The 23972-nt window shown below is 71.9% G+C and carries 23 protein-coding genes; 12 read left to right on the top strand and 11 right to left on the bottom strand.

Features of this window, described 5'->3' with window-relative positions; genetic code table 11:
- Positions 1 to 94: 94 nt before the first annotated feature.
- Complete coding sequence (locus tag MKK55_RS07195) at positions 95 to 376, top strand: hypothetical protein (protein ID WP_147843450.1); 282 nt, start codon at positions 95 to 97, stop codon at positions 374 to 376.
- Positions 377 to 455: 79 nt separating this feature from the next.
- Here MKK55_RS07195 and MKK55_RS07190 read toward each other — a convergent pair whose 3' ends face one another.
- Both MKK55_RS07190 and MKK55_RS07185 read right to left on the bottom strand, forming a co-directional pair.
- Positions 456 to 1544 carry a quinone-dependent dihydroorotate dehydrogenase gene (locus MKK55_RS07190; RefSeq protein WP_243933931.1) on the bottom strand — a complete coding sequence of 363 codons (1089 nt, stop codon included), beginning with the start codon at positions 1542 to 1544 and terminating at the stop codon, positions 456 to 458.
- A complete protein-coding gene (locus MKK55_RS07185; RefSeq protein ID WP_147843452.1) occupies positions 1541 to 1888 on the bottom strand; it encodes a DUF952 domain-containing protein in 348 nt (115 codons plus the stop codon). Before MKK55_RS07185 ends, MKK55_RS07190 begins: the two co-directional genes overlap by 4 nt.
- A 189-nt stretch (positions 1889 to 2077) precedes the next feature.
- Between MKK55_RS07185 and MKK55_RS07180 the strand changes: the two genes are divergently transcribed.
- The 3 genes from MKK55_RS07180 to MKK55_RS07170 all read left to right on the top strand — a co-directional run bounded on the left by MKK55_RS07180 (position 2078) and on the right by MKK55_RS07170 (position 5249).
- Positions 2078 to 2710: a helix-turn-helix transcriptional regulator gene (locus MKK55_RS07180; RefSeq protein WP_147727904.1), complete on the top strand. Its 633-nt coding sequence runs from the start codon at positions 2078 to 2080 to the stop codon at positions 2708 to 2710.
- A gap of 336 nt (positions 2711 to 3046) precedes the next feature.
- A complete protein-coding gene (locus MKK55_RS07175; protein WP_243933930.1) occupies positions 3047 to 4138 on the top strand; it encodes an ATP-binding protein in 1092 nt (363 codons plus the stop codon).
- Positions 4139 to 4280: 142 nt separating this feature from the next.
- The gene (locus MKK55_RS07170) at positions 4281 to 5249 is read left to right on the top strand and encodes a TIM44-like domain-containing protein (protein WP_243933929.1); all 969 of its coding nucleotides are present in this window, start codon (positions 4281 to 4283) and stop codon (positions 5247 to 5249) included.
- Positions 5250 to 5283: 34 nt separating this feature from the next.
- Here MKK55_RS07170 and rsmA read toward each other — a convergent pair whose 3' ends face one another.
- The 5 genes from rsmA to lptF form a co-directional block, all read right to left on the bottom strand.
- Positions 5284 to 6147, bottom strand: coding sequence for a 16S rRNA (adenine(1518)-N(6)/adenine(1519)-N(6))-dimethyltransferase RsmA (rsmA, locus tag MKK55_RS07165; protein WP_243933928.1), 864 nt, complete (start codon positions 6145 to 6147; stop codon positions 5284 to 5286).
- Positions 6148 to 6361: 214 nt separating this feature from the next.
- Positions 6362 to 7480, bottom strand: a complete 1119-nt coding sequence (pdxA, locus tag MKK55_RS07160; protein ID WP_243933927.1) for a 4-hydroxythreonine-4-phosphate dehydrogenase PdxA — start codon at positions 7478 to 7480, stop codon at positions 6362 to 6364.
- 75 nt (positions 7481 to 7555) lie between these two features.
- Entirely contained in the window at positions 7556 to 10156 is a 2601-nt protein-coding gene (locus MKK55_RS07155; protein ID WP_243933926.1) for an LPS-assembly protein LptD, read from the bottom strand.
- 80 nt (positions 10157 to 10236) lie between these two features.
- Entirely contained in the window at positions 10237 to 11325 is a 1089-nt protein-coding gene (lptG, locus tag MKK55_RS07150) for an LPS export ABC transporter permease LptG (RefSeq protein WP_147841626.1), read from the bottom strand.
- Positions 11326 to 11331: 6 nt separating this feature from the next.
- Complete coding sequence (lptF, locus tag MKK55_RS07145) at positions 11332 to 12489, bottom strand: LPS export ABC transporter permease LptF (RefSeq protein ID WP_243933925.1); 1158 nt, start codon at positions 12487 to 12489, stop codon at positions 11332 to 11334.
- Positions 12490 to 12715: 226 nt separating this feature from the next.
- Between lptF and MKK55_RS07140 the strand changes: the two genes are divergently transcribed.
- The 4 genes from MKK55_RS07140 to msrP all read left to right on the top strand — a co-directional run bounded on the left by MKK55_RS07140 (position 12716) and on the right by msrP (position 17817).
- Entirely contained in the window at positions 12716 to 14215 is a 1500-nt protein-coding gene (locus MKK55_RS07140; RefSeq protein WP_243933284.1) for a leucyl aminopeptidase, read from the top strand.
- Positions 14216 to 14245: 30 nt separating this feature from the next.
- Complete coding sequence (locus MKK55_RS07135) at positions 14246 to 14926, top strand: hypothetical protein (RefSeq protein ID WP_243933923.1); 681 nt, start codon at positions 14246 to 14248, stop codon at positions 14924 to 14926.
- 146 nt (positions 14927 to 15072) lie between these two features.
- On the top strand, positions 15073 to 16791 hold the full coding sequence (locus tag MKK55_RS07130; RefSeq protein ID WP_243933922.1) for an AMP-binding protein: 1719 nt from the start codon (positions 15073 to 15075) through the stop codon (positions 16789 to 16791).
- Positions 16792 to 16878: 87 nt separating this feature from the next.
- A complete protein-coding gene (gene msrP / locus MKK55_RS07125; protein WP_243933921.1) occupies positions 16879 to 17817 on the top strand; it encodes a protein-methionine-sulfoxide reductase catalytic subunit MsrP in 939 nt (312 codons plus the stop codon).
- Positions 17818 to 18009: 192 nt separating this feature from the next.
- Here the strand turns inward: msrP and MKK55_RS07120 are convergent, their stop codons facing one another.
- The 4 genes from MKK55_RS07120 to MKK55_RS07105 all read right to left on the bottom strand — a co-directional run bounded on the left by MKK55_RS07120 (position 18010) and on the right by MKK55_RS07105 (position 20915).
- A complete protein-coding gene (locus MKK55_RS07120) occupies positions 18010 to 19605 on the bottom strand; it encodes an AMP-binding protein (protein WP_243933920.1) in 1596 nt (531 codons plus the stop codon).
- 6 nt (positions 19606 to 19611) lie between these two features.
- Positions 19612 to 20211 (bottom strand): nitroreductase family protein, encoded by a 600-nt coding sequence (locus tag MKK55_RS07115; RefSeq protein WP_243933311.1) that lies wholly within the window; start codon positions 20209 to 20211, stop codon positions 19612 to 19614.
- Between the two features lie 76 nt (positions 20212 to 20287).
- Positions 20288 to 20542 carry a hypothetical protein gene (locus MKK55_RS07110; protein ID WP_147729894.1) on the bottom strand — a complete coding sequence of 85 codons (255 nt, stop codon included), beginning with the start codon at positions 20540 to 20542 and terminating at the stop codon, positions 20288 to 20290.
- Between the two features lie 103 nt (positions 20543 to 20645).
- The gene (locus MKK55_RS07105; protein ID WP_147841634.1) at positions 20646 to 20915 is read right to left on the bottom strand and encodes a multiprotein-bridging factor 1 family protein; all 270 of its coding nucleotides are present in this window, start codon (positions 20913 to 20915) and stop codon (positions 20646 to 20648) included.
- 343 nt (positions 20916 to 21258) lie between these two features.
- On the opposite strand from MKK55_RS07105, the gene MKK55_RS07100 reads away from it, so the two are divergent.
- From MKK55_RS07100 to MKK55_RS07085, 4 genes are all read left to right on the top strand, one after another.
- Positions 21259 to 21765 carry an META domain-containing protein gene (locus MKK55_RS07100; protein ID WP_147727014.1) on the top strand — a complete coding sequence of 169 codons (507 nt, stop codon included), beginning with the start codon at positions 21259 to 21261 and terminating at the stop codon, positions 21763 to 21765.
- Positions 21766 to 21863: 98 nt separating this feature from the next.
- Complete coding sequence (locus MKK55_RS07095; RefSeq protein WP_187276110.1) at positions 21864 to 22019, top strand: hypothetical protein; 156 nt, start codon at positions 21864 to 21866, stop codon at positions 22017 to 22019.
- 243 nt (positions 22020 to 22262) lie between these two features.
- The gene (cysK, locus tag MKK55_RS07090; RefSeq protein WP_243933919.1) at positions 22263 to 23237 is read left to right on the top strand and encodes a cysteine synthase A; all 975 of its coding nucleotides are present in this window, start codon (positions 22263 to 22265) and stop codon (positions 23235 to 23237) included.
- A 150-nt stretch (positions 23238 to 23387) separates the two neighbouring features.
- On the top strand, positions 23388 to 23765 hold the full coding sequence (locus MKK55_RS07085; RefSeq protein WP_147727012.1) for a hypothetical protein: 378 nt from the start codon (positions 23388 to 23390) through the stop codon (positions 23763 to 23765).
- Positions 23766 to 23972: the final 207 nt, after the last annotated feature.

The following is a 23972-nucleotide window of genomic DNA, read 5'->3' as shown; positions in this document are numbered from 1 at the left end:
CTTCTCAATCGTGCCCCGGCGCACCCCCCTCATGCGTCCGGCACGCGCGCATTTTTAACGGTTCTCGTTTCCGGACACGGCGAAGGGTCGGTCGATGCAGGCACGGGTTCGGATCGTCGCGGCGCTGGCGGCCGGTTGCGCGGTCGCGATCGCGATGATGGCGCACGACCGGGCCCGGGATGCCGCCTGGGCCGTCACGGCGAGCCAGATCGCCGACGCGCGGGCGCACGGCAAGCCGGGGGTGGAGATCGCACCCGGCCGCTTCGTCGCGGAGCCGCTCCCGAGCGAGGGGGCCGCGCTGCTGCCGGTGAAGTGGGGTCTGATCGGCGCCGTCGTCGCCGGCGCGGTGCTGGTCGGGACCCGGCGGCGTGCATGAGCGGGCGGCAAGCGCTCCCGTGACTGCAAACGAAGCCGCGCCTTCCCTCCCCCCTCTGCGGGGGAGGGAAGGCGCCGGTCTAAGCCGCCTTGGACAACGCCGTCGCGTCGCGCCCGACGATGTCGGCCAGGCTCGCCAGCCCCTCCGCCCGCATCCGCTCAAGCAGGCCGCGCTTGATCGTGGAGACGAGGCCGGGGCCTTCGTAGACCAGCGCCGAGTAGAGCTGCAGCAGGCTCGCGCCGGCGCGGATCTTGGTCCAGGCGGCCTCGGCCGAGTCGATGCCGCCGACGCCGACCAGGGGCAGCCTGTCGCCGACGCGCCGGTAGGTCTCGGCCAGCATCCGCGTCGAGGGCGCGAAGAGCGGGCGGCCGGACAGGCCGCCGGCCTCCCCCGAGAGCTTCGTCTCGGTGAGCGAGGCCGGCCGCGCGATCGTGGTGTTCGAGACCACGAGCGCCTGAACCCCGCGGCGGATCGCGGTCGCGCAGATCGCATCGAGCGCGTCCAGCGTGATGTCGGGGGCGATCTTCAGGAGGATCGCGGCCTTCGTGGCGTTCCGGGCCGCGGCCGCGTCGCGGGTCGCGACCACGCGGGCGAGCAGGTCGTCGAGGAAGGCCTCGCCCTGGAGGTCGCGCAGCCCCGGGGTGTTGGGCGACGACACGTTGACGGTGACGAAGTCGACCAGCGGCGCCAGCCGCCCGGTGCAGGCGACGTAGTCGGCGAGCCGGTCGGTCGCGTCCTTGTTGGCGCCGATGTTGACGCCGACGATCCCCGGCCGCCCGGCCCGCGCCCGCAGGCGCTCGGCGACGACGTCGAGGCCGGCGCTGTTGAGCCCGAAACGGTTGATCACCGCCCGGTCGCCGGGAAGCCGGAACACCCGCGGGCGCGGGTTGCCGGGCTGGGGCTTCGGCACCACGCCGCCGACCTCGACGAAGCCGAAACCCAGGCCGAGCAGGGCGTTGGCCGCCTGCGCGCCCTTGTCGAAGCCCGCCGCGAGCCCGACCGGATTTGGAAACCTCCGGCCGAACACCTCGACCGCGAGCCGAGCATCGTCGGCCGGCGGCGTGCGCGCCGGCAGCAGGGTCAGCGCGCGAACGGTGAGGTTGTGTGCGTGCTCCGCGTCGAGACCGTGGAGGGCCGGGCGCAGCAGCGGGAACAGGGCGCCGATCATGCCGGAATCTCCGCGGGCAGCGCGGGCACGCCGTCGGGGCCGAGCGGCAGCGCGCTCACGCTGCGTACCGCGTCGAGGGGCAGGTCGCCGTAGAGGTGCGGGAACAGATCGCCGCCGCGGGAGGGCTCGAACCGCAGTGCGGGGCCGAGCGCCTCCGCCTCGACGGCGACGAGCACGAGGTCGTTCTGACCGGAAAAGTGCCGCCGCGCGGTCTCTGCGAGCTGCGCGGCTGTGGAAAAGTGGATGAAACCGTCGGCCCGGTCGATCCCGGCGCCGGTGAACCGGCCGAGGCCCTCCGCGTCCCGCCAAAGCGTCTCGGGACAGATCTTGTAGATCAGCGTCATCGCGGCACCCGGTCTCCGATGCGCCGTCGATAGGGTGCCGGGCAGCCTCCTGGCAACCGTTTCGGGGGGCGATCGGGCCTGCGGAACGGCGTGGATCACCCATTCGGCCGATTGCCTTTTTCAATCCGTAGTTCTACTTTCCTACAACTAGGCCGTGCGTCTCAGCGGTCGTTTTCGCCTTGGTCACGCATGCTGTCCCACGAGCAGATTTGGAATGCCATCGACCGTCTGGCCGAGCGCCACGGCTTTTCGCCATCCGGCCTCGCCCGACGTTCCGGCCTCGACGCCACCAGTTTCAACCGATCCAAGCGCGTCGGCGTCGACGGCCGCAAGCGCTGGCCCTCCACCGAGTCGGTGTCGAAGGTGCTGGCCGCGACCGGCGCCAGCCTCGACGACTTCCTGCGGCTGATCGAGGCGCGCGAAGGGCCGCCGCGCGCGACCGTTCCGCTGATCGGCCTGACTCAGGCCGGCGCCGGCCGCCAGTTCACCGACGAGGGCATGCCGACCGGCGGCCCCGGCTGGGAGGAGATCGAGTTTCCCGATCTCGGCGAGGAGCGCGCCTTCGCCCTGGAGGTTCAAGGCGATTCGATGCTGCCGCTGTTCCGCGACGGCGACGTGTTGATCGTCTCGCCGTCGGCCGGCGTGCGCAAGGGCGACCGCGTGGTGGTGCGGCTGCATTCCGGCGAGGTGCTGGCCAAGGAACTCCGCCGGCGCACCGCGCGCACGGTCGAGCTCGCCTCGCTCAACCCCGAGCACGAAGACCGCAACCTCAACGTCGGCGAGATCGCCTGGATCGCCCGGGTGATGTGGATCCGGCAGTAGAGGCTGTCGGGGGGCGGTCGGTCCTCCGCTCCGTCGTCCCGGGGCCGCGCAGCGGAGCCGGGGATCCAGACCCGTCGGCGGCGCTTTCCCGAGCACGGCCTGTGGTTCTGGATACCGCGTTCGCCTTCGGCGCCGCGGAATGACGCGATTGTGTTGAAGGGCCTGAGGCCCGACGCAGCCCCGGATGGGGCCTGCGAGAGACGGTGGACCCGCTTCGGCAGTTGGGCGCCCGACCGCCGCCGCGTCCCGCGGCCGCGCTTCAGGCTTGGCCGTCCGGCGCGATGCGGCTATCGCTGAGCGCGTCGGGGCCGTCGCTCCGCGAGGCCGGACGAGAGCATGGCAGAGCCCGACGCGGACGCCTTCGACGAACCGGCGCTCGAGGCCGGCTGGACCGCGCTGCTCGATGCCGCGGCGCCCGCCTTCCTGTTCGACCCGCGCCGGCCCGACGCGCCGATCGTGCACGCCAACCCGGCCCTGCTGCACCTCGCCGGGCTGGAAGCCGCGGCCCTGGTCGGGCGGAACGTCCGGCTTCTGGCGGCCGACCGCCGCACCCTCGACGACGGCGCCGAGTTCCTGGCGGCGCGCGGCGACGGCTCCACCTTCTGGGCGCGCCTGACCCTCGGTCCCATCGCCGGGAGCCCGTACCGCCTCGGGCAGGTCTTCGACGTGACGCGCCGGCGCGACGCCGAGAGCGCCCTGGTGCTGTCGCGACAGCGCGAGGCGCTGGGGCTGCTCACCAACAGCGTCGCGCACGAGTTCAACAACTTCCTCCAGATCCTGATCGGCTACATCGACGGGCTGAAGCGCCGGCTCGGCGACAGCCAGGAGCCGTTCATCCAGCGGGCGATGAGCCGCTCGACCGACGCCACCGAGCGTGCCGCGATCCTCACGCGCCAGCTGCTGGCCTACTCGCGCAAGATCGCCCCCGACGTGCGCCCGATCGACCTCGACGCGCTCGTCGCCGCGACCGCGGAGCGCCTGCGCCCCGGCCTGCCCGCCGGCGTGCGCCTGGAGGTCGCCGGCACGCCCGGCCTGCCGCGGGCGATCAGCAACCCGCTCCAGGTCGAGCTGGCGCTCGGCCACGTCGTCACCAACGCCTGCGAGGCGATGCCGGACGGCGGCACGATCCGGATCGAGAGCTTCCACATCGCACCCGGCGACCGGTCGGTCCAGCGTCCGGAGGACGGCGCGGTCGGCATCCGCATCGCCGACACCGGCGCCGGCATGTCGCCGGAGATGCTGGCCCGGGCGCTCGCGCCCTTCGCCACCAGCCGCGAGGCCGGGCGCGGGGCGGGGCTCGCCATCGTCCACGGGCTGATGAAGCGGCAGAACGGCACCATCGCCCTGGACAGCCGGGCGGGGGAGGGCACGCAGGTGCGGCTGGTGTTTCCGGCCGCGCCCGAGCGGGCCGCATCCGGCCCGCACTGACGATTCGTTCGCGATGCTGCGGAAAACATCGCGGACCGACGGACTAAAACCCCGCGCCCCGCGTCACCATCTTAATCGTCGGCGCTCGCGCCAGGACGTTTGACGACGTCCACGACGTTTCGAGATGATTAGAGGCGTATCGATGCTCACCTCCACCACGCGCCGCAAGCGTGCGGCGACCATCCTGGCGCTGGCGGCCGCGCTGACGGTCGCGGCGCCCGCCGTCGAGGCCCGGCCGGGCGGCGGCGCCAGCATGGGCTCGCGCGGCTCGCGCACGTTCAACGCGCCGTCGGCCACCACGACCGCCCCGAGCGCGGCGCCGATGCAGCGCACCCAGACGCAGCCGTCGCCGGGCATGACCAACCCCGGCATGCAGGCCCCTGCCGCGCGCCCCCGCTTCGGCGGCGGCTTCATGGCCGGCCTGCTCGGCGCCGGCCTCCTCGGCGCGCTGCTCGGCGGCGGCTTCTTCGGCGGGCTCGGCGGCATCGCCTCCATGCTCGGCCTGCTGCTGCAGGTCGGCCTGGTCGTGCTGCTCGTCTCCTTCGCGGTGCGCTGGTTCCGCCGCCGCAACGGAGAGCCGGCCGCCGCGGGCGCGCCCTACGCCCGTTCGGGCATGGATCCGAACGCGGCCGGGGGCGGCAATCCCGGCCTCGGCGGTTCGGCCGGCACCGGCGGCATGATGGGCGGCGCCCAGCGTCCGCCGCAGCAGCGCCCGGTGCAGATCGGCCCGAACGACTTCCAGTCGTTCGAGCGCCTGCTCAACGAGGTCCAGGATGCCTATTCGCACGAGGACATGGTCGGCCTGCGCAACCTCGCGACGCCGGAGATGGCCGGCTACTTCGAGGAGGAGCTGCGCGGCAATGCCGCCCGCGGCGTCGTCAACCGTATCTCGGACGTGAAGCTGCAGCAGGGCGACCTGTCGGAATCGTGGGGCGAGGGCGCGCAGGACTTCGCAACGGTGGCGATGCGCTACACCCTGAAGGACGTGACGATCGACCGGAACAGCAACCGCGTCGTCTCCACCGAGCCGGGCGAGGCGACCGAGTTCTGGACCTTCGTGCGCACGCCCGGGCGCCCGTGGATCCTCTCGGCGATCCAGCAGACCCGCTAAGACGCCACGCTTCGACGAAACCGGCCGGCGTCCCTCACGGGGCGCCGGCCTTTCTATGCGCGTCCCACAGGTTGGCGAGCCGGACGAAGCCGGCCACCGGCACCTCCTCGGCCCGCGCGGTCTCGGCGATGCCGGCCTCCGCGAGCAGGGCGATGGGCTCCGGCGTCAGCCCCTTCAGGCTCTGGCGCAGCATCTTGCGGCGCTGCCCGAAGGCGGCGCGCGTCACCGCCTCGAGCGCGCCCGCCCGGCAGGGCAGGGGGGCGGCGCGCGGGACGATGCGCACGACGCTCGACGTCACCTTCGGCGGCGGCACGAAGGCGGAGGGCGCCACGTCGAACAGGATGTCGCTCTGCGTGCGCCAGCCGCACAGCACGCCGAGGCGGCCGTAATCGGCCCGCTCCGACTCGTTGGCGACGATGCGCTCGGCGACTTCGCGCTGGAACATCAGCGTGGCGGAATCCCACCACGGCGGCCAGGCCTCGCCGTCGAGCCAGCCGGTGAGCAGGGCGGTGCCGACGTTGTAGGGCAGGTTCGCCACGATCCGCGCCGGCCCGTCGCCGATCAGCGGCCGCGGGTCGAAGGCCAGGGCGTCGGCGTCGACGACCGTCAGCCGCCCGGGATGGTGCGCCGCGATCTCGGCCAGGGCCGGCAGGGCGCGGGGATCGCGCTCGACCGCGATCACCCGCGCGGCGCCCTCGGCGAGCAGCGCCCGCGTCAGCCCGCCGGGCCCCGGCCCGACCTCCAGCACGGTCACGCCCGCGAGCGGGCCGGCCGCGCGGGCGATCCGCCCGGTGAGGTTGAGGTCGTACAGGAAGTTCTGGCCGAGCGCCTTCTTCGGCTCCAGCCCATGCCGCGCCACCACCTCGCGCAAGGGGGGCAGGCCGTCGGGGGCGGTCATGAGGAGCGTGAGTCCAGGTGTGCGCCGACACGGCTCAGGTGCCCGCGTCTCCCTCCCCCCTCTGCGGGGGAGGGTGGGCCTCGCGTTAGCGAGGGTCGGGAGAGGGGAGCGCGTTGTCCGGATACGGCGCTCCCCTCTCCCGACCCGCTTCGCGGGCCACCCTCCCCCGCAGAGGGGGGAGGGAAGGGGCGTTCGGCGTTTCGAAAAACGATGCTCACAGCTCGTCCTCCGCATCGAAATGCGCGGCCGGGGCGGAGCGGGGGCGGCCGGCATAGGCGTTGAGCGGGATCACGTCGGCGGTGCGGCCCGCGCCGCCGGCCCGCGCCGCGGCGGTGCGGGCGAGGCGGTCGGCCAGACGGATCGCGGCGATCAGGCTGTCGGGGCGGGCGAGGCCCTTGCCGGCGATGTCGAAGGCGGTGCCGTGGTCCGGCGAGGTGCGCACGAAGGGCAGCCCGAGGGTGACGTTGACGCCGTCGTCGAAGGCGATGGTCTTCACCGGGATCAGCGCCTGGTCGTGGGTCGGGCAGAGCGCCACGTCGTAGGTCTCCCGCGCCCGCGCGTGGAACAGGGTGTCGGCCGGCAGCGGCCCGCGGATGTCGATGCCCTCGGCACGCAACCGCGCCACCGCCGGTGCCAGTACGTCCCGGTCCTCGTGGCCGATCGTGCCGGATTCGCCCGCATGCGGGTTGAGGCCGGCCAGCACCAGACGCGGCGCTTCGAGCCCGAAGCGCTCGGCGAGATCCCGGGCGACGATGCGGGCGGTCTCGACCACGAGATCCTGCGTCAGCAGCCTCGGCACGTCGCGCAACGGCACGTGGATCGTCACCGGCACGACCGCCAGCGTCTCGCTCCAGATCATCATCACCGGGCGCGGCGGGGTGCGGCCGGGCGCGACCGCGAGCGCCGCCAGGAACTCGGTGTGGCCGGGATGGGCGAAGCCCGCCCGCGTCAGCACGAACTTGGCGATCGGGTTGGTCACCACCGCGCTGGCCCGGCCCGCGCGGACGAATCCGACGGCGGCGGTGATCGACTCGATCGTCGCCCCGGCCGTGACCGAATCTGGGACACCCGGCTCGGCTTCGGTCTCGCTGCCGCTCGGCAGCGCCACCACGGGGAGCGCGCGGGGAAACACCTCGGCCGCCGTCTCGGGGTCGATCTCGGCAACCGGCACGGGCAGGCCGAGCCGGTTGGCGGTCCGCTCGACGAAGGCCGGGTCGGCGACGAGGAAGAAGGCGGGGAGCGGATCGCGCGGCGTGCTGGCGAGCCAGGCCGCCAGCGCCAGTTCCGGTCCGATCCCGGCGGGGTCTCCGAGCGTCAGGGCGAGGGGGAGCATCGGGGTCGGCGGGGTTTCGCGGCGGGGAGGCCTGCCTTAGCAGGCCGCCCGCGCCGCCGCGACCCGCTCCCGCGCTCAGTGCGCCGAGGCGATGCCGTCCGCGGTGGTGGCGGTGCCGACGTTCTGGCGCAGGTCGGCCTCGCCGAGGGTCTTGAGCTCGACGCGCAGCAGCACGGTCTGGTTGCGCTCGGCGACGCCGGTCACGGTGGCGATCGGCGAGACGATGTAGTTCAGCGACACCGTGGTGCACTCGTCCTGGTAGCCGGCGCCGACGCTCATGCCCGACAGGTAGAACCGGCCCGGGTTCTGGTAGGTCGGCAGGGTGCCTACCGGGTTGGCGATGTAGCTCGCCAGCGCCTCGGAATAGAGCGTCCGCGTGTCGAGGTAGTGCGTCAGGTCGACGAGCGCCGAGCCGGTGACGAACCAGTTCGGGGTGATGTTGTAGGTCGCCGTCGCGGTGATGCCCTCGCGGCGATGGCTGAAGCCGAGCAGCGGCTGCGCCTCGTAGTACGAGTAGAACGCCGACAGCGACAGCGGCAGGAACGGCGCGAAGCGCGCGGTGACGCCGGTCTCGAAGCGGTTCACCTTGAAGTCCGCGTGGTCGAAGCGGGCGCGGGTGATCAGGCTGATGTTCTGGTTCGGCGAGACCTGGAAGCGGCCCACGAAGTCGGAGGCGGTGCTCTCCAGACCGGAATCGAGGCCGACATTGGCGATGTCGCCGCGGCGGAACGAGTTGACGCCGGCGAGCTGGATCGACTCGCCGAACATCGCGTTCGCGTACCAGCCCGAGGCGGTGACGACCGAGTACTGCGCGCCGAGGTTGGTGCGCACGCCGCCCTCGACCCGGTCGTAGCCGGAGAACTTGTCCCACTGGAACAGCGAGGTGTCGTCGAAGACGAGGCTCTGCGCGTCCTCGTTCGGCAGGTGGCCGATCCGGGTCTCGGAGGGCCGTGCGATGACCTGGGCGATCGGCTCCAGGGTGTGGACGCCGAGCGGCCCGAAATCGCTGACGAAGGGATAGCGGTAGTCGATGCCGACCGCCGGCATCACCCGGCCGGAGAAGCCGTCGTCGACGGAGGCGATCTGCGGCACCAGGGCGTTCTGGTAGCCCGACAGGCTCGGGTTCACGAAGAACGCGTCGGTGCGCAGGTACGCAAACGGCGTGATCGCCTGGCCGAGGTCGTCGATGAAGGTCCGGCGCCAGGAGAGCTGCGCCGAGGCGCGGGTGTCCGTGCCGGCCAGGCCCCGCACCAGGCAGGTGTTGCGGTTGAAGGTCGTGCAGGTCTCGTAGAGCGGGTAGCTGATGCCGTTGACGCTCGGGCTGAACAGGTAGGTGCCGGTGCGCGGCAGGCCCTGGAAGTCCGTCGCCTCGCGGGTCAGGCTGGTGATGTTGGCCTGGAAGCGGACCTCGCCGCCGAGCTCGCCCGGGCCGTTGATGCGCTTGTCGTAGTCGATCACCGGCAGGACCAGCGGCTGCTCCTTCTGCCAATCGAAGCTCGACAGGCCCTTGAAGTAGTAGCCGCGCATCTCGAAGTACGAGCGGTCGCCCTGGCCGGTGAGGTACGCGGTCGATACCGCCTCGCGGAAGTAGTCCGTCGTGATCGACTGGTTGCGGATGCGGTAGTTGTCGAGGAACCACTTGTCGGTCACGCCGACGAGGTCCCAGCCGGTGCGCCAGCGGTCGTTGATGTAGAACCGGCCCTTCGATTCGATCGAGCCGCGGAAGTCGCGGTCGCCCGCGCCGATCGGCCCCGGCAGGAAGGCCGAGGGCGTCGTCTGGAAGATGCCCGAGACCCGCAGGTTGTAGCTGCCGTTGTCGAGGCGCTGGCGGAACTCGCCCTGGCCGAGCACGCCCTGGCGGCTCAGGAAGGACGGCGACAGCGTCAGGTCGTAATCCGGCGCGAGGTTGAAGAAGTACGGCACCGTCAGGCCGGTGCCGAGCGCCGTCGTGTTGATGAAGCGCGGGGTCAGGAAGCCGCTCTGGCGCTTCACCGTCGGGTCGGCGGACTCGAAATACGGCAGGTAGGCGACCGGGATCCCGGCGATCTCGACGGTCGAGTCCTCGAAGTAGATCGTGTGGGTCTCGTTGTTGTGGATGATCTTGGCGGCGCGCACCTGCCACAGCGGCGGCTTCTCCGGGTGGTCGCGGCACGGCTCGCAGGCGGTGTAGGTGCCGGAATCGAAGCTGGTCTGCTCGCCTTCCAGCCGCTCGCCGCGCGGCGACGAGAAGCGCGTGCGGATGGTCTCGCCCTTGCGCTCCACGGTCTGCTGGATGCGCAGGCTGTCGATGAAGCCGCTCTTGAAGTCGTCGGTGAGATCCATCTTCTCGCCGGTGACGACGGCGCCGTCCTGATCGGTCAGGCGGACGTTGCCCTCGGCGAAGACGCGGCTCGAGGCCCGGTCGTAGCGGACGCGGTCGGCCTGCAGCGTGCGCGGGCCGTAATGCAGCTCGGCGTTGCCGCGCGCCGTGACGGTGTTCTTGTCGTTGTCGTAGATCAGCTCGTCGGCCTCGACGAGGAGCTTATCGCCGGGCTTGCCGGCCACGGGCTTGCCGGCGACCGGCTTGCCGCCCGGCAGGCCCTGGGCGCCCGCGGGCACGGCACCGCCGACGGACGTGCCGGCGCAGAGCAGCGCCAGCAGCCCGAGGACCTTCGCGATGTCGGCGACCTTACGCAACGCCTGTCCCAACTCCGCTGACGCCCGCCGCCACGTTTCCGTCCACGTCCGTCTCCCGTGCCCGCTCCGGAGAGCGGGCGTCAGCCGTCTTCCTGGTACAGAAGCGTGAGCGTACCGAGAAGGCTTCCTACCACGGCCGGGAACCACGCCGCCACCGGCGCCGCGACGATCCCGGAGGCTCCGAGGCCTTCCATCACCTGGCGGGCGACGTACAGGGCGAACCCCGCGGCGACCCCTCCGAGCACCAGCTTTCCCACACCACCAAAGCGGAAGAACCGTAAGGAAACGGTTGCCGCCACCAGGACCATGGCCAGGAAGAGGATCGGCCGGGCCCACAGCACATCATACTGGAGACGGTAGCGGGTCGCATCCAACCCGGCCCGCTCGGTGCGTGCGATGGTGTCGGGTAGTTGCCAGAAAGGCACGGATTCCGGGGGGGTGAAGCGCTGGCGCACCTGGCTCGGATCGAGGGTCGAGGCGATGAGGTAGGTGCCGAAGGCCTCCGGCGGGCTGCCCGGCGTCAGCACCCGGGTGTCGGTCAGCTCCCAGTAGCCGTCGTGCAGGCTCGCCCGCGCGGCGACGATCTGCGAGACGAACAGGCCGGCATCGTCGAAGGTGAAGACCTGCACGCCCGCCAGCGTCGTCGTGCCCTCGATCGCGGTCTCGGCGCGGATGATCGCGCCGCCGTCGAGGCTCTTCTGGCGGATCCACAGGTCCTTGCCCGAGGACGCCTTGGTCGACTTGGCGAAGATTTTCGCCTCGATCTCGGTCGAGCGCTGCTTCATCATCGCCGAGACCGGGTTGTAGACCCCGACCGTGAAGGCGCCGAGCGCCAGGGCGACGAAGAAGCCCGGCTGCAGGAACTGCCAGGCCGAGATCCCGGCGGCGCGCGCCACCACCAGCTCGAGCTTGCGCGAGAGCTGAAGCATGGCCGCCATCGAGCCGAACAGCACGGCGAAGGGCAGCACGCCCTCGGCCACCGCGGGCGTGCGGTAGAGCGAGAGCTGGGCCATCAAACCTGTGGACGCGCCCTCCGCGTCGCCGGCGCGGCGCAGCAGCTCCACGAAATCGAGGGTGTAGACCAGCGCGAACACCGTGATGAACACGCCGAGCACGGTGCGCGCGAAGCGGGCCGCGAAGTAGCGCCCGAGGGTGAACCCGATCAGCATGCGGTTTCAGCCGGCGGCGAGGCGGGGCGCGCGGAACCGCCCCCGCACCGCGGCCGCGAGGCGGCCGTTGAGGGCGCGCACCGCCGGGCCCTGGAAGATGATCAGCGACGACAGCGCGATCGCCAGCAGCGGCACCGCGTAGATCGCCGCCACCGCCCCGGCGCTGCGGGTCGCCGCGCTGGTCGCGGTGAAGCCGGCGATGCGCAGGGCGATGACCGCGAGGACCGCGCTCGCGACCGCGCCGGCCCGGCCCTGTCGGGTGGTGCGCGGGTCGCCGAGCGCCGCGAACGCGATGAAGACCAGGGCGAGCGGGTAGAGCCAGGCCGAGAGCCGGTCGTGCAGCTCGGCGCGGAAGCGGCCCTTCTGCAGCTGGAAGTAGCCCTCGGTCTTGTCGGGGAAGAGCAGCTGCGCGGTCGAGCGCTCGCGCGGCTTGTACACCGTGTCGCCGTCGGGCGGCGCGAAGGCCGCGAGGTCGATCGTGTAGCGCTCGAAGGTCAGGATCGAGCTGTCCCGCGAATCCTTCTGCTGCTGGTGCACGCTGCCGTTCTGCAGGGCGAGGTAGCTGCCGCCGTCCACGTCGATCGCGTTGCCGCGCTCGGCGAGATAGACCTTGGTCTTGCCGGCTTCGCGCCGGTCCTGGATGAACAGGCCGAGCAGGGCGCCGCCGGGGCCGCGCTCGCGGAAGTGGAAGGTGATGCCGTTGTCGAGCTGGGTGAACTGCCCTTCCTTGACGACGTTGGCGATGAAGTCGCCGCGCACGCGGGTGATCACGTCGCGCAGCTCCTGGAAGCTCGCCGGCATCACCACGATGGTCACGAACCCGACCAGCGCGCTCACCGCGAAGGCCAGCGTGAGGAACGGCCGCAGGATCGCGCGCGGCTTCATCCCGGCCGCCGACATCACGATCAGCTCGGAATCGCCGTTGAGGCGGTTGAGCGCGTAGACGACGGCGATGAACAGGGCCACCGGCGCGATCACAACGACGAGGGTCGGCAGCGACAGGCCGGTGATGAACAGGAAGACCAGCACGGTCTGGCCCTTGGCCGTGATCAGGTCGAGCTCGCGCAGCGCCTGCGTCACCCAGATCGTGCCGGTGAGGCCGACGAGGCAGGCGAGGAAGGCCCCGAGCGCGATGCGGAAGATGTAGCGCGCGATCTGCGTCATCGAACCCCTACTTCCGCCATGCCCGCCCGTCGCCGCGCCCGCTCGCACGGTCTGGGGCCCCGTCGCCGGATCGCCCGGCCGTCCTTTCCGATGGCGCGTGAACTGGGGCCTTTCGAGGGCGCCCGGGTCGCGTTGCGTTCTCCGCCTCACCGGCTACACAGGGCACCGATGGGCGTGCGGCTGTCGAGCACGCTCGTGACAGCGGAACAGGGCAGAAGGCAACGCCATGTCGGACGGCATCACCATCCATTTCGCCCCCCTCGGCCGGGGCGGATCCGGGGACCTCGTGGTGTTCGTCGGCGACGACCTCGTGCTCGGCGCGGGCGCGCGGGATGCGCTCGGCCAGGGCGGCATCGACCTGATCGCCCGCGCCGCCGGCAGCGAGAAGTTCAAGGCGCGGGCCTCGAGCGCGCTGGTGCTGCCGGCGCCGGCCGGCGTCGACGCCGATCGGCTGGTGGTGGTCGGCCTCGGCACCGACAAGGACCGCGCCAAGATCGACTGGCCGGTTCTCGGCGGCTTCACCGCGGGCAAGGTCTCGGGCCGCGAGGCGCGCGTGGTGCTCGACTGGCCGAACGCCGCGATCGCGGCGGCGAACGCCGCCGACTTCGCCCTCGGCGCGCGCCTGCGCAGCTACGGCTTCGACCGCTACAAGACCAAGAAGAAGCCCGATGCCGAGGACACCAAGGCCGCGACCACGCTGACCTTGATGCTCGCCGGCCACGCCGAGGCTGAGGCCGCGGCGCAGGCGAGCACCGCCGTCGCCGAAGGCGTGACGCTGGCCCGCGACCTGATCAACGAGCCGCCGAACGTCCTGACGCCGGAAGAGTTCGCCCGTCGCGCCTCCGAGCTGACCAGGCTCGGCGTCGAGGTCGAGGTGCTGGAGCCGGCCCGGATGCGCGAGCTCGGCATGGGCGCGCTGCTGGCCGTGGCGCAGGGCTCGGTGCGCGAGCCGCGGGTCGTGGTGATGCGCTGGAACGGCGGCCCGGCCGGCGAGGCGCCGGTGGCCTTCATCGGCAAGGGCGTGGTGTTCGATTCTGGCGGCATCTCGATCAAGTCGGCCGGCGGCATGGAGGACATGAAGGGCGACATGGGCGGCGCGGCCGCCGTCGTCGGCACCCTGCACGCGCTCGCCGCCCGCAAGGCGCGGGTCAACGTGGTCGGCGCCATCGGCATCGTCGAGAACATGCCCGACGGCGCCTCCTACCGGCCGTCCGACATCGTCACCTCGATGTCGGGCCAGACCATCGAGGTGATCAACACCGACGCGGAAGGCCGCCTCGTCCTCGCCGACGTGATCTGGCACGTGCAGGGCGCCTACAAGCCGAAGTTCATGATCGACCTCGCCACGCTCACCGGCGCGATCATCGTGGCGCTGGGCCAGGACATCGCCGGCCTGTTCTCGAACGACGACGACCTGGCGGCGAAGATCCACGCCACCGGCGAGGCGGTCGGCGAGAAGGTCTGGCGGATGCCGCTCATCCCCGCCTACGACAAGGCGATCGACTCGAAGTTCGCCGACATGAAGAACACCGGCGGCCGCCACGGCGGCGCCGCGACGGCGGCGGCCTTCATCAAGCGCTACGTCAACGACGTGCCGTGGGCGCATCTCGACATCGCGGGCGTCGGCATGTCCTCGACCGCGAGCGAGATCAACAAGAGCTGGGGCGCCGGCTGGGGCGTGCGCCTGCTGGACCGGCTGGTGCGCGACCACTACGAGGCGAAGTAGCGGCCCGGCCGCGTCACGGCGGAGCGCCCGATGCGCAGGACAACCCTCGCGGCCGCACCCGTGGCGGCGGCGTTGCTCTGCCTCGGTCTCGTCGCCGCGGCCGGGATCAGCCAGCGCTCCGACCTGCCGGATTGGCTGGCGCCGCGCGCCTACGGGTTCTTCCTCGACAGCTATCCCCTGTTCGCCTTCGCCCTGGTCTACGGCGTCGCCCGCCTCGTCGCGACGGCCGCGGCGCCGGGGCCGGCCGGGTTGCCGCGCCGCGTCGCCTGGTGCGCCGTCGGGATCGCGGCGCTGCTGGCGGCCGGGTCGTACCCGACCTTCGGCGGCGTGATCCTGCGCGGCGCCTACGGCAGCGGCAGCATGGCGTTCCTGACCGGCCAGCCGCTCTGGCTCGCCTACGCCCTCGGGGCCGCGGTCGGGGCGATCGCCTTCGGCGCGATCCTCGGCCTATTCGGCTGGCTCGCGAGCGGGCGCCTCCGCCCGCGCGACGGCTGGCGCGCCCGCATCGGGCTGGCCTTCTGCAGCGTCCTTTCCCTGTGGTTCGCAGCCGCCCTGCTCGGGCTCGCGAGGAGCGAGGGCGCGGGGCCGTGGCCGCACCGGGCGTTCACCGCGCGGGAGGCCGGCATCGCCGCGCTCCTGGTCCTGGCGGCCGCCCTGCCGCACGCCGTCGTCTCGGCCTTCCGCCTGCGCACCCGCATCGCCGCACCATAACGGCCGCGCTGTCAGCCGCGGCGGACCCTCGGCGCCGGCGCTTGCTTGCCGCGGGCGGAGCGATCCCCCACAGTCCGGGCCAAGGGGAGCGAACGCACAAAGCCGATAAGCGTGGCCGCGAATGCCGCGCGCGATGGAGAAACGCCGTGATCCAGGACAGCCGGGCACCGCGCCCATGGCTCGCCGCCTACCCGCCGGGCATGCCGGCGGAGATCGACGCCGACAGCCTCGGCACCCTCGTCGACCTGTTCGAGATCAGCACGGCGCGCTTCGCCGACCGGCCGGCGCTGACGTGCTTCGGCTCCTCGATATCCTATGCCGCGCTCGGGAGCGCCAGCCGTGCCGTCGCCGCGTGGCTCGCCGCCCAGGGCCTCGCCAGGGGCGACCGCGTCGCGATCATGATGCCGAACGTGCCGGCCTACGCGGTGGCGATCTTCGGGGTGCTGGTCGCCGGCGGCACGGTGGTGAACATCAACCCGCTCTACACGCCACGCGAGCTGTCGGCGCAGCTCAACGATTCCGGCGCCCGCATCCTGTTCGTGCTCGAGAACTTCGCCCACACCGTCGCCGAGGCGCTGCCCGGGATCGCCCTCGACCGCGTGGTGCTCGCCGGTCCGGGCGACGGCCTCGGGCTCAAGGGCCGGGTGATCGACCTCGCCTCCCGCCACCTGAAGAAGGCGGTGCCGCCCTTCGTCCTGCCGGCGGGCAAGGCGGTGCGGCTCGACGCGGTGATGCGTCAGGGCAGGGGGCTGACGGCGCCGAAGGCCGCCGTGACGCAGGACGACCTCGCCTTCCTGCAATACACCGGCGGCACCACCGGCGTCGCCAAGGCGGCGATGCTGACCCACCGCAACATCATGGTGAACGTCGTCCAGAGCGAGGTCTGGTTCGAGGGCCTCGACGAGCCCGGCCGGGTGATGGTCACGGCGCTGCCGCTGTATCACATCTTCGCGCTGACCTGCTGCTTCTTCTTCTTCATGCGCACCGGCGGGAGCTGCCTCCTGATCCCGAACCCGCGCGACGGCGACGGCTTCGTGAGGACGCTGTCGAGGACCCGGTTCACCCACTTCTCCGGCGTCAACACGCTCTTCAACCTGCTGAACAACCACCCGAAGATCGGCACGGTCGACTTCTCGCAGCTCGACTACGTGGTGGCCGGCGGCATGGCGGTGCAGAGCGCGGTCGCCGCGCGCTGGAAAACGATCACCGGCAAGACCATCATCGAGGGCTACGGCCTGTCGGAGACCTCGCCGGTGGTCTGCGTCAACCCGTATCGCCTCGCGACGTGGTCCGGCACGATCGGCTATCCGCTGCCTTCGACCGACGTGTCGATCCGCGGCTCGGACGGGATGCCGGTGCCCGCCGGCACCCCCGGCGAGATCTGCGTGCACGGGCCGCAGGTGATGAAGGGCTACTGGAAGCGCCCCGACGAGACCGCCGCGGCGACCACCGCGGACGGGTTCTTCCGCACCGGCGACATCGCCGTGATGGAGGCGGACGGACAGGTGCGGATCGTCGACCGGATGAAGGACATGATCCTCGTCTCCGGCTTCAACGTCTACCCGAATGAGGTCGAGGACGTGCTGTCGGCCCATCCCGGCGTGCTCGAATGCGCCGTGGTCGGCGCGCCCCACGCCGAGACCGGCGAGATGGTGGTGGCCCACGTCGTCCTGCGCGACCCCGCGTTCACCGCCGAGGCGATCCGCGCGCATGCCCGGACCCAGCTCACCGGCTACAAGGTGCCGCGCAGGGTCGTGCTGCACCAGAGCCTGCCGAAGACCAACGTCGGCAAGGTCCTGCGCCGGATGCTCCGCGACGAAGCGCCGCCGACCGTGTCCGAAACGGAGGTAACCCCTCCGCCGTAGACGGCGAACAAGACGCGCGCAGCGGTCCACCGGCCCCTCGAGGGGACGGTCGCGACACGTGGCGGGCAGGACAGTGCGGAGACGACGATGCTGATCAAGCGGTTGCGCGGCTGGGAGATTCCCGAGCACCTCGTTACCCCGGAATCCGTGTTCCTCGACCGGCGGGCGCTGCTTGGCGGCTCCGCCGGGCTCGCCGCGGCGGCGATGCTGGGCGGGCGGGCCTTCGCCGACACGGGGCCCTATCCGGCCAAGCGCAACGACGCCTACGCCCTCGACCGCCCGCTGACGCCGGAGGCCTTCAGCGGCGACTACAACAACTTCTACGAGTTCGGCACCTCGAAGACCGTGCTGCCGGCCGCCGACGCGCTCAAGACCAGCCCGTGGACGATCAAGATCGACGGCCTCGTCGAGAAGCCGTTCGAGCTCGGCGTCGAGGACTTGATCCGCAAGATCGGGCTGGAGGAGCGGCTCTACCGCCACCGTTGCGTCGAGGCGTGGTCGATGGCGGTGCCATGGACCGGTTTCCCGCTGTCCAAGCTCGTGGCGCTGGCGAAGCCCGCCTCGGGGGCGAAGTACGTCCAGCTGACGACCTTCCTCGACCGCAAGATGGCGCCGGGCCAGCGCACCTTCTACCCGTGGCCCTACGTCGAGGGGCTGACGATGGCGGAGGCCGGCAACGACCTCGCCTTCGTCGCCACCGGCATCTACGGCAAGGCGCTGCCGAACCAGTTCGGCGCGCCGATCCGCCTCGCGCTGCCGTGGAAGTACGGGTTCAAGTCGATCAAGTCGATCGTGAAGGTCTCGTTCGTGGCCGAGCGGCCGAAGACCTTCTGGGAGGCGCTCGGCCCGTCCGAGTACGGCTTCTGGGCCAACGTCAACCCGGCGGTGCCGCACCCGCGCTGGAGCCAGGCGAGCGAGCGCGTGCTCGGCACCGACACCCGCGTCCCGACGCTGATCTACAACGGCTACGGCGAGCAGGTGGCGGGGCTGTACAAGGACCTGCAGGGCGAGCGGCTGTTCGTGTGAGGCGAAACCCCGTCCGGGGAAGCCGCTGAAGTCTCGACAGTGCTCTGCCCTCCCCCCTCTGCGGGGGAGGGTGGCCCGCGAAGCGGGTCGGGAGAGGGGAGCGCGCTGTCCAGAGAGGTCGCTCCCCTCTCCCGACCCTCGCTGACGCGAGGCCCTCCCTCCCCCGCAGAGGGGGGAGGGAGGGCATCCGCCTCACTCCGCGTCGCGCAGCGCCCGGCGGATGATCTTGCCGGTGGTGGTCATCGGCAGGGCGTCGCGAAAGGCGATCTCGCGCGGGTACTCGTGGGCCGAGAGCCGCATGCGCACGAAGGCCTGGATCTCGTCGGCGAGCGCCGGCGAGGCGGCGTAGCCCGGGCGCAGGACGAGGAAGGCCTTCACGATCTCCGTGCGCAGCGGATCGGGCTTGCCGACCGCGGCGGCGAGCGCCACGGCCGGGTGGGCGCACAGGCAGGCCTCGATCTCGGCGGGGCCGATCCGGTAGGCCGCCGAGGTGATCAGGTCGTCGTCGCGGCCGACGAAGTGGACGTAGCCGTCCGCGTCGCGCCGGGCCTGGTCGCCGGTGAGCATCCAGTCGCCGGAAAACTTGGGCGCGGTCGCCTCGGGCTGGTTCCAGTAGCGCAGGAACATCACCGGATCGGGGTGGGCGACGGCGATCTCGCCCGGCTCGTCCGTGCCGGCCTCGCTGCCGTCGGGCCGCAGGATCGCGACGCGGTGGCCCGGCACCGGCTTGCCGGCGGAGCCCGCCCGGCCGATCCCTTCCGCCGGCGCGGCCGCGAGCACGAGGTTGCATTCGGTCTGCCCGTAGGCCTCGCCGACGGCGAGCCCAAGCGCGTCCTCCGCCCAGCGATAGGTGTCGGCGCCGAGCGCCTCGCCGGCCGAGGCGACGTTGCGCAGCGACGAGAGGTCGTAGCGCGTGCGCGGCGCCTCGACCGCGCGCAGCATCCGCAGGGCGGTCGGCGCGAGGAAGGCGTTGGTGATCCGTAAGCGCTCGATCAGCCGGAAGGCGGCGTCGGCCTCGAACCGGGCGGCGCGGGCCACCACCGGCACGCCGTGGCGCAGCGCCGGCATCAGCACGTTGAGCAGGCCGCCGGCCCAGGCCCAGTCCGAGGGCGTCCACATCAGGTCGCCGGGGCGCGGCGGAAAGGCATGCATCCGGTCGAAGCCGGGCAGGTGGCCGAGCAGCACCCGGTGCCCGTGCAGGGCGCCCTTCGCCTGTCCCGTGGTGCCGGAGGTGTAAATCATCAACGCCGGGTCGTCGGGGCCGGTGTCGTGGGCCGAGAAGTCGGGGGCGGCGGCCGCGAGCAGGTCGGCGAGGCCGGGCGCGTCGCCCGAGGCGCCGTCGACCGAGACCAGCAGGGACAGCTCCGGCAGCTGCCCGCGGATCGGCTCGAGCTTGGCCAGCCCGGCCGCGTCGGTGATGCAGGCGCGCGCGCCGGAGTCGGCGAGGCGGTAGGCCAGCGCCTCCGGGCCGAACAGGCCGGCCAGCGGCAGCGCGATGGCGCCGAGCTTGTAGGCGGCGGCGTGCGCCACCATCACGGCGGCCGATTGCGGCAGCAGCACCGCGACGCGGTCGCCCGGGCCGATCCCGCGGCCGGCGAGCGCTCCGGCGAGCCGATCCGAGTCCGTGCGAAGCCGCCCGAACGTCGTGGTCGCGACGGTGCCGTCGGCGGCGACCTCCAGGATCGCCGGGCGTTCCGGCTCGGAGGTGCCCCAGCGGTCGCAGACGTCGACGCCGATGTTGTACCGGGCCGGGATGTCCCAGCGGAAGCCGGCCTCGGGCGCGTCCACCCGCGTCTAGCCGCCGGTCGCGGGGAAGCCGCCGGAGAAGACGAAGTCGGTGATCGGGCGCCGGCCGTTATGGGCCTCCTTGGCACGCTGCTCGTCGTCGAGGTGTTCCGGCGCCACCGCGCGGCCGACGCCGTAGGCGGCCTGGATGGTGTGGTGCTCCGGCACGTTGAGCACGCCCGGCGCCCGCGCGCGGTCGAAGCCGCCCATGCCGTGGACGTGCCAGCCCTGGCGGTTGGCCTGGAGCTGGAAGGCGAGCGAGGCGGCGCCGGCATCGAGCGCATGGCTCCCCGCCGGCTTGAGCTCGTCGCCGACCTTCATGCGCTCGCTGGAGACGAGGAACACCAGTGCGCCGGTGCCAATTGCCCATTTCTGGTTGCCCGGCAGGATCAGGCCGTAGAACGTCTCCCAGTTCGCGTCGTCGCGCAGAGCGTAGAGGAAGCGCCAGGGCTGGGAATTGTAGGAGGAGGGCGACCAGCGCGCCGCCTCGAACATCCGCATCAGCTCCGCCTCGGGCACCGCCTCGCCGGTGAACAGGCGGGGGGAGCGGCGATCGACGAAGATCGGATCGACCGCGTGGTCGGGCCGGCGCGGGTTGTCTGCGGTCACGGGCGTTGTCTCCGGATGGTGCGGCGCACTCGTGGCATCCCTTTGCACGAGCGGCGGCCCTGTCCGCAAGATCGGCCTAGCGGCGGCCGGACAGCCCGCCCATCCGGGCGAGCCGCCCCTGCTCGACGTGCCAGCGCGCCTCCTCGACGGCATCGGCGAGGCGGCGGATGCGCCAGCGTCGCCACGGGCGGATCAGCGGATGACCGGGAAGCCGGGTCTCGTGGTGGCGCAGCCGGGCCACGAGGCGCGGAAGGCAGGCCGCGGCCGCCTCGCCGGTCGCGACCTCCATCTTGCGCAGGGTCTCGCGGAGTTCGGCCTTGTGGTCCGCCATCGCCCGCACCCCGCGCCCTCGGATCGTGCGATCCTGAGCCGACGCGGTGTCGCCGCATAGGCGGCACGGGAGCGCGGGGGCCGACGGCGCCGCCGCGTCCGGGTCAGCGGTCGTTCTCGGTGGTCAGGGCGTCGAGCCGGGTGCCCTCGCCGCCGGTCTGCGTGAGCCGGACGCCGGAGCTGCCGTCCTCGCTGAAGGCGACGCCGGCCGTCATCAGCGCGCTGCGCAGGACCTCGACCTGGCCCGAGGGCGGATCGCCGGTGCCGGCCTCGAAGTCGCGCACGAAGCCCGCATCGAGCCCGGCCTTGGCGGCCAGGTCGGCCTCGGACCAGCCGAGCAGCCCCCGCGCGGCCCGCGACTGGACCGGGCTCAACGGCCTCGGGGCAGCGCCGCTCTGCCCACCTTCGTCAGATCCCGCCAAGCCGAACTCTCCTCGATTCGCCGATCTGGCCGACCGCCATCCGGTGCGTGACAACGGAGCGGAACGCGGATCGTTTCAGAATTCCGGCGAACGGCCCCGAATCCTGCGGACGGGCCGGCGAACTTCGCGCGGGACGCCGACAAAAGCCCGCCTGCGGCCGCCTTGACCACAATTGTGCTGAAATCCTATCGCATTGGCGCTTCCGCGCGCCGCCACGGGCCCAGGCACGGGCTCCCGAATGCCTCCAAGGCATCCCGAGGGTGGCGCACCGGAAACGAGGGACAAGGGGCGTACCATGAAACCGATGCTGATCGCCGCTCTGGCCTGCGCCGCCGGTGCGCTGGTTCTCACCACGGCGACCGAGACGAGGGCGCAGAACTCGATCAGCGGCTTCGGCAAGGGCAACCGCCGGCCCGGCGGCGAGGACAAGAAAGAGCAGTACATCCCCGGCGCCAAGCAGACCGAGAAGGTGTTTCCGCTGGACTCGACCTGGACCGCGGTGAGCATCAACGGCAAGCCGTTCGGCGGCACCGACCGGCCGAGCTTCATCATCGACAAGCAGTACCGCGCCCGCGGCTACGGCGGCTGCAACACCTTCGCGGCGACAGCCTTCCCGCTCAAGGAGCAGCACCTCGCGGTCGGCCCGCTCGCCCTCACCAAGAAGTCCTGCGACAAGAGCCTCCAGGCGACCGAGCAGGCTTACTTCGTGGCGCTCCGCACGGCGGCGCAGTGGGACATGGTCGGCTCGCAGCTCGTGCTGAAGAGCCCCAACGGCGAGCTGAAGTTCGACCGCGCGCTTTAAGGCGCCGTTGACCACGCTTCCACGCGGCCGGGCCCGATTCACCAGGCCTTGAGACGCTCCCGCGCCTTCTTCGATCCGGTTCACGGTCGGAGGGGCGCATGGCGGCAAAGATCGGTCTCGGGCGAGCGACCCTCCGCGCGGGCGTGCACGACGCCTCCCGCTACGTCGCGCCGCCGAGCTTCCACCCCGGCGCGGCCTGGATCGCAGCCGCCGTGCCGCTCCTCGGCCTCCTTCTCGCGCTCGGCGCCCGCTGACGCAGCCGCCGCGACCCGGCCGGCGAAGAACGATCTTCCCCGTATCGCCGGCCGCGCAGAAGCGATCTTCCACGCTTCGGCGAGGCACGCCGCCGCGGGAGAAAATGATCGCCGTATCCGGCACTTGGCCCGATTGCCCCCGCCCGCCGCACGCGATATCCCGGCTCCGGAAACGCCCGGTCCCGCCCCCGCGCGGGCGGCCCGGCGCGCCGTCACCTGAGCGTCCTTCGGAGATTCGCGACCATGGCATCTGTCGAGACCCCAGCCCGCAAGCCCGGCCATGGCCGCGTCTACGGCTCGATCACCGAGACGATCGGCAACACGCCGCTCGTCCGCCTGAACCGCCTGCCGCAGGCGCGCGGCATCGACGCCGAGATCCTGCTGAAGCTCGAGTTCTTCAACCCGATCGCCAGCGTGAAGGACCGCATCGGCGTCAACATGATCGACGCGCTGGAGGCCTCGGGCAAGCTGAAGCCCGGCGGCACCCTGGTCGAGCCGACCTCCGGCAACACCGGCATCGCGCTGGCCTTCGTGGCCGCCGCCCGCGGCTACCGCCTGATCCTGGTGATGCCCGAGACGATGTCGCTCGAGCGCCGCAAGATGCTGGCCTTCCTCGGCGCCGAGCTGGCGCTGACGCCCGGCCCGCAGGGCATGAAGGGCGCCATCGCCAAGGCCGAGGAGCTGCTCGGCGAGATCCCCGGCTCGGTGATGCCGCAGCAATTCTCGAATCCCGCCAACCCGGAGATCCACCGCAGGACGACGGCGGAAGAGATCTGGAACGACACCGACGGCCAGCTCGACGCGTTCGTGGCCGGCGTCGGCACCGGCGGGACGATCACCGGCGTCGGCTCGGTGCTGAAGCCGCGCCTGCCGAACCTGAAGGTGTTCGCGGTCGAGCCGACGGATTCGCCGGTCATCTCCGGCGGGCAGCCGGGGCCGCACAAGATCCAGGGCATCGGCGCCGGCTTCATCCCGGACAACCTCGACCGCGCGATCGTCGACGGCGTGATCACCGTCTCGAACCAGCAGGCGTTCGAGACCGCCCGCGAGCTCGCCCGCCTCGAGGGCATCCCCGGCGGCATCTCCACCGGCGGCAACGTCGCGGCGGCGCTGGAGCTGGCGAGCCGGCCGGAGTTCAAGGGCAAGCGCATCGTCACGGTCGCGTGCTCGTTCGCCGAGCGCTACATCTCCTCGGCGCTGTTCGAGGGCGTCGGCTAGACCGGGACTGCCACGATTTGGGCGCCGGGCCTGGGGCCCGGCGTCACACAAAACACAGGATCGTCCCCCATCCCGTCGTCAACCGCCCGTTAACGACGACGCCGCAACGATCGTCGCCGGGCCGATCTCGACGATGAACGGGGCTGACGAATGACCTTCGACGACGCGCGCGACGACTTCTCCCGTCTGCACCGCATCTTCAGCTTCCATCTCGGGGTCGCCGTCGGCCTGTCGTGGCTGACCACGCTCTACGCCGCCTGCTACGCGCCGTGGGTGCGCAACATCCGCGCGATCCTCGACCCGGCCAACGGCCTCGACCACATCGAGAGCACGGTCTCCTACCTGTTCGTGATGCCGGCGCTGCTGACGCTGGCCTGGGTCTCGCTGGTCTTCGGCCGCGAGGTGATCCGCCGCTCGCAGACGCTTCCGAGCGTCGCCATGGAGTTCGCGGTCGCGGCGCTGGTCGCCTTCGGCGTGTTCTACCTCTCGATCGACCGCGCCGTCGCCGCGCTCTACGCCGGCCTCTGACGCGAGCAGGGCGGTTTCTCCGCTCCTGCTTCGACAGCCAAGCGATCCCTCTCCCCGCGTGCGGGAGGGGGGCGCATCATCCGGTCGAGCGTTGAAAGGGCTTGAACCCATCCCGGCCGGGTCGGAAACGCGTCCCCGGTTTCGGGGCGGCCCAACCATGCGTGCACACGCCCTTTCAAACGCCTCCGGCTGCGTGTAGACGCGGGT

It is taken from the genome of Methylobacterium sp. J-059 (assembly GCF_022829485.1).
GTDB lineage: Bacteria > Pseudomonadota > Alphaproteobacteria > Rhizobiales > Beijerinckiaceae > Methylobacterium.
The sequence above is the reverse complement of the archived record's forward strand: the minus strand, read 5'-3'. Positions and strand labels throughout refer to the sequence as shown.